The organism is Burkholderia sp. LMG 13014, assembly GCF_905232215.1.
Lineage (GTDB): Bacteria > Pseudomonadota > Gammaproteobacteria > Burkholderiales > Burkholderiaceae > Burkholderia.
In genome coordinates this window covers 25430-37612 of the sequence record NZ_CAJNKE010000005.1, presented here as the reverse complement: position 1 = coordinate 37612, position 12183 = coordinate 25430, and the positions used below count along the sequence as shown (strand labels likewise).

The following is a 12183-nucleotide window of genomic DNA, read 5'->3' as shown; positions in this document are numbered from 1 at the left end:
TTCCTGGCCGCGAGTCAATAGAGCCCGGATACGAATCTCGCGATTGATACGAGTGCGAAGCCGACTGGCACGGCGGCAAAGAGGGCGAAATTTACCGAATTTCCCGTGCGAAGTGCGCGCTATGTGGGAGTACAGCCGCAGAGTCGCCACTGTTGGCCGGGTTCAGAAAAGAGCTGGGTGGTTTAAAAGCGACTCACGAGAGTTATCGGAATTTTTTTCCTGAAACTTTGTGAAGTTTCTTTAATTCCATGTGCGCCGGTCACATTTTCCGATTAATTGAAATAGACGAGGTGTAACGGCCACTATCGTCTTGTTACGAAAGATATTTATAATCACCGCTCGGCAGAAACCCCACCCGAATACCAACCAAGGGCAACCTGCATGGGCCATACCGCGCTTTATAAGACATTGCGTCTTGGCGACGCGCAATACAATCGTCTTGTCAAACTGGATACGCCGCTCGGCGTCGACTGGTTATTGCCGCTCTATGTGAAAGGAGCGGCCAGGCTCGGCCGCGATTACGAATTCGTGATTGATGCCGTTTCACCACGTGGCAGTCAGATCGAACTCAGCGCGCTGCTCGCCAAGCCGGTCACACTTTGGATCCAGCAGGCAAACGGCTCGTACATGCCGATCCACGGCTATGTTCACCGATTCAGCCGGCTGGGGGCGGATGGGCCGTTGACCTTTTACAAGCTGGCCTTCTCGTCCTGGCTCTATTTCTTGCGCCTGCGCCGCGACATGCGTGACTGGCAGGAGCAGAACGGCGAGCAGATTCTGACCGACGTATTCGACCAGCATCCGCAAGCGCGCGGCGCGTATCGTTTCGATCTGCATAAACCGCTTCCATCGTATTCGAACCGCGTGCAATGGGAGTACGACCTGAACTTTGTTCATCGTAGCCTGGAAGAGGTGGGGGCGTTCCCGTACTTCGAGCAGGCGGACAATGGTCGGGCGCATACGATGGTGCTGACGGACGATGTTTATTTTGTCCCGCCGCTGAAGCAGCCGGTTGTCGAGTTCGGCCCGACGGAAATCAGCGGCGAACTGGACGGGTTCGCGCAATGGAAGGAGCAGCTCCAGATCGATAGTGCGCAGCTGACGTCGCGCTCGTTCGACTACAAGCGCCCCGATCTTCCTCGGCAGGTGCAGGGCGTGACCGACGTGGACGGCAAGCTGCCGACCGACGGGGAGATCTACGACTATCCCGGTGCGTACATGTGGTCGGATCGTGAGCAAGGTGAGCGTCTTGCGCAGATTCGGCTCGAAGAGCGCAAGTCGCGGATGAAGCGCTTTCACGGCATCGGCGGCTTGCGTTGTGCGATGCCGGGGAGACGCTTCGAGCTGCGCGGTCATCCGGTGCACGATGCGGGCAGTCAACCGGATCGCGAATTCGTTCTGCTCGGCGTCGACTGGTTGATTTGCAATAACCTGCCCGGTCTGGACGAAGCAGAACAATTCCCCGACGGGCTGGCTGAGGAGGTTGCTCAAGCGAAGGCTGGCGCGACGGTTCGCCATGCAGATGGCAGCGAAGGGTTCTTTCAGGTGATGGTCGAAGCGCAACCGCGCAACGTTCCGTTCCGCAGCCCGTTCGAGCACAAGAAGCCCGTGATGCAGTTGCAGAATGCGATCGTGGCCGGGCCGAGCGGCGAGGAGGTTTATACCGATTCGCTGAACCGGGTGAAGGTGTGGTTCCACTGGAATCGCCGCAACGGCCAGGATGAACGCGCGTCGTGCTGGGTACGTCCGACGTTTCTTGATGCGGGCTCGAGCCGTGGCGGGATTCAGCCACTACGCAAGGGCGACGAAGTCGTCGTGGGTTTCATGGAAGGTGACTGCGACCGGCCCGTCATCATTGCGAGGATGTACGGGGGCGCGACGCAGCCGGTGTGGCACACAAACGGCTTGCTGTCCGGTCAACGCTCGCGCGAGTACGGCGGCACCGGCTACAACCAGCTCGTGATGGACGACTCGACGCAGCAGAATCGGGTTCACCTTTACTCGAGCAGCTACCAGTCTCATTTGCACCTCGGGTACCTGATCCAGCACACCGACAATACGCGTGGCGCGTTCCTCGGTAGCGGTTTCGACCTCAAATCGGACGCCTATGGCGCCATTCGGGCGGGGCAGGGCCTGTTCGTATCAACGCACGCGACAGCGCCGAACCAGCCGTTGAACGTGACCGCCGCATCCGAGCAGTTGGCCAGTGCGGAAACCGTTGTCGATCTGACGTCGCAGGCGAGTTCGGCGAACCAGGCGGAGAGCCTGCAGGAGGGGCAGGACGCGCTCAAGAAATTTACCGACGCGACGCACTATAGCGTGAGCGGCGGCGCCGGCAGCGGTGGTCGGACGGACGGGGGCGGCACGGGCAACGCGAACGGGTTCTCGACGCCGATCATGTTGATGGCGAGTCCCGCAGGCGTGGGGCTGTCGACGCAGGAGTCGGCGCAGGTCACGGCGAACCAGCAGGTCAATATCGTCAGTGGCAAGAGCGTGCACGTGGCGGCCGGCAAATCGCTGATCGCGAGTGTGATGGAGAAGATCAGCCTGTTTGCCCAGAACGCGGGGATCAAGCTGTTTGCGGCGAAGGGCAAGGTTGAGATTCAGGCGCAGAGTGACGAGATGAAGCTTTCGGCGCTCAACGACGTGACGATCACGAGCTCGAACGGGAAGGTCGTTATCTCGGCCGAAAAAGAAATCTGGATCGGCGCTGGCGGCTCGTATATCAAGATCACGCCTGATCTGATCGAGAACGGAACGAGCGGCCAGATTCTCGAAAAATGCGCATCGTGGGACAAGCCGGGTGCATCGTCGATGCGTCTCCCCTCGCCGATTGCCAGCGTGCCGAAGGGCTGTTCGTGGAAGACCGCTGCGGCATCGGCCGATAGTGCGTCGAGCGTTGTGCTGGAGTGACTGGATGGAAACGTTCGAACCTGTTGATGACTTGAACCGTGAGTCGGTCGATTCGACTGTCCGTGCCTTGCGCGCTTATTTTGACCAGCAACGGTTGTCGCGCTGTTGCCTTGTAGTCGACCCGAGTCAGCGTGCGCTGCCTCAAAGCGGGGAGGGTGCACCTTCGTTCCATGATCGGCCTGGCGCCGTCGTCGCAATTGGACACGAAGCCTTCCCTGATGATCATCGTCCGTATTTGATCGAGCTGGATCTGTCGACCTCTGAAGGTGTGGCGTTGCTGGTTGAAAGCGTTCGGCTGGCCTTCGAAGATCGACAGCCGGATGCCGTCGCAAAGGGGCTCGGTCAACGGATTGGCGGCTGGTTGGCGAGCGACATGGCGCCGGAACATATCGCCGGATACTGGTCGAATCACATACTGCAAATCGACGATCAGGGGCGCCGATGCGCATTGCGCTTCTACGACGCTCGTGCACTGAGTCTGATGTGGCCGATTCTGTCTGACGCGCAGAAGCGGACCTTGCTCGGCCCGGTCAAAGCCTGGCACGCGTTGGATGCCACGGCAAAGTTATGCGTTTACTCGTCGGCAACGACATTGTGTACGGAACTGGATCTGACTGAAGGGCAGTGGCGTGATATCCATCGTCATGGCGTGATAAATCGAGCGCTTGCATTGCATATGTTGGCTACGCAGCGGCAGCCTCGATCCAGCGAAGTCGAGACCGCGATTGCGAGCGCGAACCGTGCGGAGCAGCACGGATTGGCCGATCGAGAGGACAAGGTCGCTTTTATCGGGCATGCGCTGGCGTGGCATCCCTATTTCGATCGTCATCCGAGCGTTGCACTGGCATTGCGCCAGCGCGCGCCGGATGAGTTCTATACATCCGCTGTCGGCGAATTGAGCGAGGACGAAATCGAAGCGATTCGCCGGGGAGCGTGGTACGACGAGTCGAAGGCAGTTTTGTCTTTCTAGTCTCAGCAGAATAAATCTAGTTCCCATATCGAGAGAGCGAATGGATACAGCAAACCAGTGCGCCAACTGCGAAAAGACGGGGCTGCCGATCCTGCCGGTTCGGTACACAGTCGTACCGAATTCCGTGGCGGCAAAGTTGCCAGCCGGCGTTAGCGGGCATGGGGTGACTGACGTCAAACTTACTGAACATCGATACGCGCTGCGCACGTTGCGTGCAGGTTGGGTGTATCTGTTCTACGTAAAGGGTGCGCGAGGTAGTAACTACTGGGAGGCGTACAACGTTACGGAGGACGGGCGCTTGTGGAAGCAGTCGCTTCCGCTGCCGGCCGAGCCGACAACTCATCCGGCATGTGCAAAGAAATCTATCGCAGTACCGATGGACATCATTGCTATCGAGAGGCCCGATAAGTGCACTGACCGTGTGTATGTCGCATTTTCGCAGCATGCGTGGCATCGCGATACGTTCGAACTGTACAAGAAGGATGCGGCGCTTCGTCAGCAACGCATGCAATGGATCGAGCCGTCAAAATGGATCTCGGCGGGCCAGGACGCACACGGGCATGCTGTCGTTGCAACCCGACAAAGTATCGATGACGTCATCGAATACATGCCTGGCCTCGATCCCAAACTGTTGCAGCCGCCTGCGCAGACGCTGAGCGACGAAACCGGCAAATACAAGCCGGAAGTCATGCGTCAGGTGACGACCTGTTACCCGTTGCATATTCGTCAGGCGTCTCCCGGGTCGGCCAGTGACGCGTTGATCAGGGTGATGAGCGATGTCGGCCAGCTCGCTCAGGGCAAGCATCATCCACCGATGCTATTAGCGTTGTGGGACGGTATCGGGAACGTTCATGAATTGAACGGCTTCCGTAACGACGCTGGGAGCTGGTTGCTGACGTACACGCGTGAGCGGGTGAAACAGATCGATGCGCTCGAGTCGATTACCTCTGCTGAAGGAGCGGTACGCAACGGTGCGGTCGAGTCGAAAAGCCGTTTGCGGTCGGCGTGGACGGCTGGTTGGGAGGCGATGAAGAATAATCCGTATGCAGCGGATGGGGTTCCCGATGCTCTGGTCGTATCTCCGGAACAGCAGGCGATGTCCGACAAGAAAATTGCTGCTGCCGGAGTGATCACGCCGGCTGAGGCAAAGCGGATAGGCGATGCCGCTTGGCCGAAGTATTACGGCAAACTCGATCCGCAAAAACTGAACGTGTTTCGACCGTGGTACGAGTCGGTGCAGAAGGCCTCGCATCAGTTACAGGCCAATCGGACGCCGGATGTCGGCGCGTGGCTGAAAGCGTCGACGTTCATGGCGACGCTGCATGATTATCACGAAAACAATTTCGACGATGGACACGCCTTCGCCGCAGTCATCGATGGTGCGTTGTGGGGTTTGCCGTCGGAGGAGAAGGGCGCCAAGTTGGTCGAGGATCTGGTCAACAACATGGATCCCACGCAACCGTCGAGTCTGGTGTGGCGGGCCTATGCGTACAACCAGCAGGATCAGAAGGAGGAAATCAAGGCGCTGCTGGCGAAGGCAACCGAATACAAGACACAGCCGGCGAGTGTCGGCGATCAAGTCAGTCATTGGGCCGACTTCGTGTCTTCGTATCTGATCAAGAATCTGAAGGCCTTCCTGAAGTTCTGCGACAAGATGACGGATGTGCTGAAGCGCGGAGCAACGGCGGCGTCGGGTTCGGAATATATCGTGAAAGGTCTGCGTGTCGATCAGCTCGCCGTGACAATAGGCAATGGCCTGTTCAAATGGAGTAAGAGTGCGGAGTTGGCCGATAGCGTCGGTATGTATCTGATTCGCGGCACGTTGATGCTACGAGGCGGGATTGCGCAGGCGGACACAGTCAAGCTCATCAAGGCTGCGGTGGTAGCCGAGCCCGCGATGCGCCTGGCTTTGCAGATGGGCTATCGCGCGTTGCGGCAGCAGGGACTACCCCCGCCTCAGGCGTATTTGCGTTCGCTGCAGGCCGTAGGATCGGATAAGCGTGTCAAGAACTTGACGGACATGTGGGAGGAGGTCAGCAAGTCGCAAAAAGGGGCGTCGACGCAATTGAATGCCCGGCTGGCTAGTACGCTGGTGGTAATCGAGATGCTGAATTTCGGATGCTTGCTTGCCAAAGCGGATAAGAGCAGCGATGACTATGCGCTGCTGGTCGCGTCCGGGGTGTCGGTGGTCGGGGCGGTATTTACGGTTTCGGAGAAGGCGCTCAAGGCGTTCGGGAGTGACGCAGCACAGACGCTGCGCAATCTGAAGGCGATTACGAGTTTCTTGGGAGGCGTTTCGGCGATGATTCAGGGGGTCGTAGATCTTCACAAGGGATTTGGTAAAGTTGCAACTAATAATTACCGTATCGCCACACTTTATTTCGTCAAGTCGGCGCTCGGTTTGGGCACGGGAGCGGCGTACCTTCTGACCGCTCTGACATCGTCGGCTTCACTGCTTGCGCGCCTGGCCGGAGATGGGAGCCGCATTGTGATTCTGGCTAGAGGAGGTGCGGCGGGCATTGCCGGTGCGACCGCCAGATTGGCTTCTTTCACGACCCCTGAGGTCGCGGATGCTGGCGGGTGGTTTGCTCGACAGGGTGCGGCAAAGACGGCAGGCACCACTGCAGTCGGCGTAACCGCCGAAGAATTGGGTGTAACGATCGGCGCACGAGGCGCATTGTTGTGGCTTGGTAGAAGTGTTTTGATCCTGACTGGCTGGGAGGTTGCCGTGGCAGTGGTCGCAATCCAATTCATGATTTGGTATTTTTCGGACGATGAGTTGCAGACATGGCTTGAAAAGTGTGCGTTCGGGCGAAAACCTGCGAATCCGGCTTGGGATGCGGGAAAGCAGAGCAACGAATTTGAGACGGCATTGAAGGTAATGGGTCTTTCGGCTGACGGAACGAATTAATGATGGAAAACACGGAAAAATCCTCTCCTACCCGACTGTTGAGAGGGCATATCAAGAATCTTCGTAGCACGCGGCAGTTTCAGGAGTTTTTGTTTACCGATGCAGATCGGACGGCGATGGGCGCAACGGCTGTTGTGGCCGGACTGGCGGGTCTGGGTGGGGTGGCCATCGGGCTAGCCGCGTCTGCTGATGATACGGCCGAGGAGGCCGATCTACTTGAATTTGAACTGGATGGGAAGAGCATTCGTGCGTGGGTATGGGTATCCGTGTTCAAAGAGGGCGATGAAGTCGAGATTGTCGCGGAGCCATTTGGCGAGATATGGCGCGCATTTGGCATCAGACGTATCAGCGACCGAATCGTAGCGCTCCATCCGCATTGCAGTCGTGGTCGATATGCTCACTATAAAGCGACGGCGCGATGGTGGTTTTATATATATTCAGCATTGATGTTGGTCATGATTGTATTGGGGGCGATCATTTTGTTTTTTGATCCCATTGATAATTGGCTGGGAATTTTTTATATGTATGCGGGTGGGGGTGCTATGGTTGCGGCTATTTTTGGCGTGATCGCATTCAACATATCCAGGAAATTTATGGGATTTGTTCGTCTTGCTGAAGGGATTTTTTCTGGTTTCGGCTGGAAGGATGTGAAAAATATTGACTTGCCTGCGATCACGAAAAAGAGCAAGCAGCCTGGCGAGCCAGGTGCACTCGGCGTCTTGTATTTCCGTTACTAATCGGAGTTTTTTCTCGCAAGTGTGATGAGGTATCGTTTTCTCAGCATCCTGATGTTTAACCGAATCTGGTTGTAAAGGGCGGTGAGTCGATGGCTGACAACATTGTTTCGATTGCTCAGCACGATCATCGAGCGACCTGGGAATGCCATCCAATCTGCGAATCCGGCTTGGGATGCGGGAAAGCAGAGCGATGAATTTGAACGGTCATTGAAGGTAATGGGTCTTTCGGCTGACTGAATGGATTGACGATGGCAGACACGGCACAATCCTCCCCCACGCAACTGTTGAGCGGGCGTATCTGGAATCTTCGTAGCACGAGGCAGTCTCAGGAGTTTTTGTTTACAGAAGCGGATCGGACGGCAATGGGCGCAACGGCTGTTGTGGCTGGGCTGGCGGGTCTGGGTGGGGTAGCCATCGGGCTAGCCGCGTCTGCGGATGATACGGCCGAGGAGGCCGATCTTCTTGAATTCGACTTAGGTGAAAAAAAAGTTCGGGCTTGGGTATGGGTGTCTGTATTTAAGGAAGGTGATGAGGTTGAGGTCGTGGCAGAACAGTCTGGCGATATATGGATTGCATTCGGCATCAGGCGCCTCGGTGACCAAATTCTTGCGTTACACCCACATTGCAGCAGAGGGAGATATGCGCATTACAAGGCAACGGCGCGGTGGTGGATTGGACTCACTGGGTCGCTGCTATTGGTCATGAACATTCTCGGAATAGTCATGGCGTACTTCAAGGACCTTCATAACTGGGCGGGAATATTTGATATGTTCCTCTGGGGAGGCGTTGGGGTTTTAGCTGTCACAGGTGTAATTGCATTCCGAATCGCTTGGAAAATGATGGGATTTGTTCGTCTTGCTGAGGGGATTTTTTCTGGCTTTGGCTGGAAGAACGTGAAAAGTATCGACCTGCCTGCGATCACGAAAAAGAGCAAGCAGCCTGGCGAGCCAGGCGCATTAGGTGTCTTGTATTTCCGTTACTAACCGTAGTTCGCTCACTCGAAGGATGGGCTTTTTCATGATGAATCTCATCCGTGTCGGCGATGACACCGACCACGGCGGCAAGGTGATCACTGGTTCATCGACGATGCGCTTCGACGGCCGTTTTGTTGCCCGTAAGGGCGACGAGGTGTCGTGTCCTCAGCATCCCGACGTCAAGCCGAATCTGATTGTAGAGGGCGATGAATCAATGACGGACAACGGTGTTCCGATCGCCCGGCACGGTCATCGGGCGACCTGCGGCTGCCATCTGATCTCGAGCCTTACCTGACCAGCACTTCTTTCGTGCGTGTCATGACGCCGGGATTTGGGCCGCAGGAAAGTCAGGCGAGCAGGATCGTGCCTGGCCTCGGTGTGCAGCGTCGAATCTCTTTGCCATTGTTGGCAGACGTCACGACGAGTTGAACGAAGCCTGTCGCGGGCGCGTGCATGGCGAAAAAGTGATCCATGACGACGATGAACGTGCTGAGGCCGGCGGCAGCGAATGCCTGTTCATCCGACTGTCAGCGTGCCTTCCAGGCCCCGCACGAAGCTCGGCATCGGTTCTCCCGACAACCAGAGCTGCTTGACGCGATGGCTCAGGTTCATCAGTCCATCCAGCAGGTTCGCGTGTCTCGCAGCGCGATTGGAGAATTCGCGGAACAGGCGTTTCAGATCGACGAGCCCCGCCCGGGTCAGTTCGATCCTGCTCGCAACCGACTGGGAAGTGGCCGTGGGCTTGACGGTAGTGACATCGATCTACAACTACTTCACGCCCGATGACCTTGAGAACTGGCTATCAAGTTCGCCGTTCGGAACTGCACCGGACAAAGGACACACGCCGGAAAAGCAGTAGGCGGCTTTTGAGGCGGCGCTTGCTGCAACGGGAAATTAGAGATGGAAAATAAGCCGGCTACCGCCCCGGTGCTCCTGCGAGGAGTCATCACGGGACTGACGAAGCGTCGTGAGTCCTATGAGGCGATCTTCACGGAAGCGGACAAGCAAGCCATGGAGCGCACCGCGGTCGTCGCAGCGCTGGCTGGCTTGAATGATATTGCTCTCAACCTCAGTACATCCACCGAGTTCACGGAAACGACGGGGGATCTAGTGACCTTCAGGCTGAACGGTGAGGGGTCCGCGCATGGATCTGGCTATCTGTTTTCGAAAATGGTGACGAGGTCGAAGTTGTCGCGGAGCGGGCGGGGGCTGGATGGATCGGATACGCAATCAGGCGGTGTAGTGATGGTATTTTGTCTGTTCACCCTCATTGCGAGCGTGGGAGTAGAGCGCTATTTAAATTTTTCGTGAAGTTTTCGGTTTTGTTCTGGAGTGGGTGTGCGCTGGTAGTGACGCTGCTTGTAGTGTTGATGATGCTGTATAACGACTTGCATGATCGATGGGGTTTCTTTTTTAGATCCTTCCTGGTTGTGTGGGTTTTGATTGAGGCTATGGCGATTTCTATCGCCTATGGGATGAGTCGTAGATTCAAGAGACAATTGCCCATGGCCAACAAGATATTTGAGGCATTCGGTTGGAAAGATCCTCGCAATGTTAACTTGCCGAAGACTTCAAAGAAGTTGCGTCAACCGGAAGATACGTGGCAGATGGGCAAGCTTATCTTTCGTTACAGCGAGTCTTGAGATTTGGTGAGTAAGAAGAGAGAGCGCGGAAACATGAGTGGTGTGTGAGGTTGGTTTACAGATCTGGATATGAATCACAGTGCGCGTTGACTGTCATGGAATACTGAAATGGATAGTAAGCACGTTACTTCCCCGGTGCTCCTGCGAGGAGTCATCACGGGGCTGACGAAGCGTCGTGAGTCCTATGAGGCGATCTTCACGGAAGCGGACAAGCAAGCCATGGAGCGCACTGCGGTCGTCGCAGCGCTGGCTGGCTTGAATAATATTGCTCTCAACCTCAGTACATCCACCGAGTTCACGGAAACGACGGGGGATCTAGTGACCTTCAGGCTGAACGGTGAGGAAGTCCGCGCATGGATCTGGCTATCTGTTTTCGAAAATGGTGACGAGGTCGAGGTCGTCGCGGAGCGAGCGGGGGCTGGATGGATCGGATACGCAATCAGGCGGTGTAGTGATGGCATTCTGTCCGTTCACCCTCATTGCGAGCGTGGAAGTAGGGCGCTGTTTAAATTTTTTCTGAAATTCTCGACGCTATTTTGGGGTGGTTGTGCGTTGGTGATGATGTTGCTTGTCACAGCAGTGGTAATGCGTGACAGTTCGTTTGATAAATGGGAATTGATGTTTGAGGTCTACCTGACGGGCGGACTGGCGCTGGAGGCGATTGCTTTGTTCGTGGCATTTGGAATTTGGCGGAGATTCAAAAGGCAAGTGCCTATGGCCAACAAGATATTTGAGACATTTGGCTGGAAAGATCCTCGCAATGTTAACTTGCCGAAAACTTCAAAGAGGCTGAGGCAGCCGGAAGATACGTGGCAGATGGGCAAGCTCATCTTTCGTTACAGCGAGTCCTGAGCTTCGGTGAGTAAGAAAAGAGGGCGCGGAAACGTGAGTAGTGTGTAAGGGTGGTTTGCAAATCTGGATGTGAATCACCGTGCGCGTTGACTGTCATGGAATCCTGAGATGGATAGTAAGCCGGCTACTGCCCCGGTGCTCCTGCGAGGAATCATCACGGGACTGACGAAGCGTCGTGAGTCCTATGAGGCGATTTTCACGGAAGCGGACAAGCAAGCCATGGAGCGCACTGCGGTCGTCGCAGCGCTGGCTGGCCTGAACGACATTGCCCTGAACGTCAGTACATCCACGCAGTTCACCGAAACGATGGGGGATCTAGTGACCTTCAGGCTGAACGGTGAGGAAGTCCGCGCATGGATCTGGCTGTCTGTCTTCGAAAATGGTGATGAGGTTGAGGTCGTCGCGGAGCGGGTGGGATCGGGATGGATGGGATACGCGATCAGGCGGTGTAGCGATGGCATTCTGTCGGTCCATCCTCATTGCGAGCGTGGTAGCCGAGCGCTTGTCAAATTTCTCCTAAAATGGTCGGTTCTATTTTGGAGTACATGTGCGTTAGTTCCGACGTTTTTTTTAATGCAGCCGCTGCCACAGGATCAAGAGGAGTGGCTCTTTGTAGGTAAGGCGCTGTTTGGTATCTGGTTGGCGGTAGAGGTCTTGGCGATTTTCATTGCTTTTAGGATTGGACATAAATTCAAGAAGCAGTTGCCCATGGCCAACAAGATATTTGAGACTTTTGGCTGGAAAGATCCCCCCAACGTTAACTTGCCGAAAACTTCAAAGAAGCTGAGGCAACCGGAAGATCCATGGCAGATGGGCAAGCTTATTTTTCGTTACAGCGATTCCTGAGCTGCCGTCGATAAGCGGCGAACATGTTTTTCACGGGGCAGCCAGCGGGAGAGCACGATGAGTAAAGCATTGGTATGCGATGGCGATTCGACCACGACCGGCGGGCGCGTCATCGCGACTGCGTCGAGCATGCACGACGGTGACAGACGTATCGCCTTGGATCATGAAATGGCAACCTGCACCCGATGCCCGGGCGAGTACCCGATCCAAGCTAGCGGTACCGACATGCAAGAGGACGGTCGGTCCTGTGTGTTGGATGGCGATCTGGTGCTGTGCCCGTGTGGAACGAACCACGTTAAAGCAGGCAATGGATCAGGTTGTTCGACGGTATGAAGCA

Annotated in this window: 11 protein-coding genes; 10 read left to right on the top strand and 1 reads right to left on the bottom strand. The window is 56.1% G+C overall.

What is annotated here, in order from left to right; genetic code table 11:
* The first annotated feature begins 381 nt into the window (after positions 1-381).
* The 6 genes from JYJ84_RS01715 (at position 382) to JYJ84_RS01690 (ending at position 8800) form a co-directional block, all read left to right on the top strand.
* Positions 382-2913, top strand: a complete 2532-nt coding sequence (locus tag JYJ84_RS01715) for a type VI secretion system Vgr family protein (RefSeq protein ID WP_175219225.1) — start codon at positions 382-384, stop codon at positions 2911-2913.
* A 4-nt stretch (positions 2914-2917) separates the two neighbouring features.
* Entirely contained in the window at positions 2918-3883 is a 966-nt protein-coding gene (locus JYJ84_RS01710) for a DUF4123 domain-containing protein (RefSeq protein WP_175219227.1), read from the top strand.
* 40 nt (positions 3884-3923) lie between these two features.
* Entirely contained in the window at positions 3924-6794 is a 2871-nt protein-coding gene (locus JYJ84_RS01705; RefSeq protein WP_175219229.1) for a T6SS effector BTH_I2691 family protein, read from the top strand.
* The gene (locus tag JYJ84_RS01700) at positions 6794-7531 is read left to right on the top strand and encodes a putative type VI secretion system effector (protein ID WP_175219231.1); all 738 of its coding nucleotides are present in this window, start codon (positions 6794-6796) and stop codon (positions 7529-7531) included. Before JYJ84_RS01705 ends, JYJ84_RS01700 begins: the two co-directional genes overlap by 1 nt.
* A gap of 248 nt (positions 7532-7779) precedes the next feature.
* On the top strand, positions 7780-8514 hold the full coding sequence (locus JYJ84_RS01695) for a putative type VI secretion system effector (RefSeq protein WP_122948811.1): 735 nt from the start codon (positions 7780-7782) through the stop codon (positions 8512-8514).
* Between the two features lie 34 nt (positions 8515-8548).
* Positions 8549-8800, top strand: a complete 252-nt coding sequence (locus tag JYJ84_RS01690) for a PAAR domain-containing protein (protein WP_043178489.1) — start codon at positions 8549-8551, stop codon at positions 8798-8800.
* Between the two features lie 52 nt (positions 8801-8852).
* On the opposite strand, the gene JYJ84_RS37585 is transcribed toward JYJ84_RS01690, so the two are convergent.
* Positions 8853-8978: a type VI secretion system baseplate subunit TssF gene (locus tag JYJ84_RS37585; protein ID WP_236027151.1), complete on the bottom strand. Its 126-nt coding sequence runs from the start codon at positions 8976-8978 to the stop codon at positions 8853-8855.
* Between the two features lie 675 nt (positions 8979-9653).
* Between JYJ84_RS37585 and JYJ84_RS37575 the strand changes: the two genes are divergently transcribed.
* The 4 genes from JYJ84_RS37575 (at position 9654) to JYJ84_RS01665 (ending at position 12179) form a co-directional block, all read left to right on the top strand.
* Positions 9654-10148 (top strand): putative type VI secretion system effector, encoded by a 495-nt coding sequence (locus JYJ84_RS37575; RefSeq protein ID WP_275890699.1) that lies wholly within the window; start codon positions 9654-9656, stop codon positions 10146-10148.
* A 108-nt stretch (positions 10149-10256) separates the two neighbouring features.
* A complete protein-coding gene (locus tag JYJ84_RS01675; protein WP_122948812.1) occupies positions 10257-11000 on the top strand; it encodes a putative type VI secretion system effector in 744 nt (247 codons plus the stop codon).
* Positions 11001-11108: 108 nt separating this feature from the next.
* Positions 11109-11846 (top strand): putative type VI secretion system effector, encoded by a 738-nt coding sequence (locus tag JYJ84_RS01670; protein ID WP_175219233.1) that lies wholly within the window; start codon positions 11109-11111, stop codon positions 11844-11846.
* Between the two features lie 57 nt (positions 11847-11903).
* Positions 11904-12179: a PAAR domain-containing protein gene (locus JYJ84_RS01665; RefSeq protein WP_122948814.1), complete on the top strand. Its 276-nt coding sequence runs from the start codon at positions 11904-11906 to the stop codon at positions 12177-12179.
* Positions 12180-12183 lie beyond the last annotated feature (4 nt).

Coding starts and splice junctions, on each gene's coding strand:
- JYJ84_RS01700 (WP_175219231.1), top strand. CDS start 6,794: ATGATGGAAAACACGGAAAAATCCTCTCCTACCCGACTGTTGAGAGGG.
- JYJ84_RS01695 (WP_122948811.1), top strand. CDS start 7,780: ATGGCAGACACGGCACAATCCTCCCCCACGCAACTGTTGAGCGGGCGT.
- JYJ84_RS01665 (WP_122948814.1), top strand. CDS start 11,904: ATGAGTAAAGCATTGGTATGCGATGGCGATTCGACCACGACCGGCGGG.
- JYJ84_RS01675 (WP_122948812.1), top strand. CDS start 10,257: ATGGATAGTAAGCACGTTACTTCCCCGGTGCTCCTGCGAGGAGTCATC.
- JYJ84_RS01715 (WP_175219225.1), top strand. CDS start 382: ATGGGCCATACCGCGCTTTATAAGACATTGCGTCTTGGCGACGCGCAA.
- JYJ84_RS01705 (WP_175219229.1), top strand. CDS start 3,924: ATGGATACAGCAAACCAGTGCGCCAACTGCGAAAAGACGGGGCTGCCG.
- JYJ84_RS01710 (WP_175219227.1), top strand. CDS start 2,918: ATGGAAACGTTCGAACCTGTTGATGACTTGAACCGTGAGTCGGTCGAT.
- JYJ84_RS01670 (WP_175219233.1), top strand. CDS start 11,109: ATGGATAGTAAGCCGGCTACTGCCCCGGTGCTCCTGCGAGGAATCATC.
- JYJ84_RS37585 (WP_236027151.1), bottom strand. CDS start 8,978: ATGGATCACTTTTTCGCCATGCACGCGCCCGCGACAGGCTTCGTTCAA.
- JYJ84_RS01690 (WP_043178489.1), top strand. CDS start 8,549: ATGATGAATCTCATCCGTGTCGGCGATGACACCGACCACGGCGGCAAG.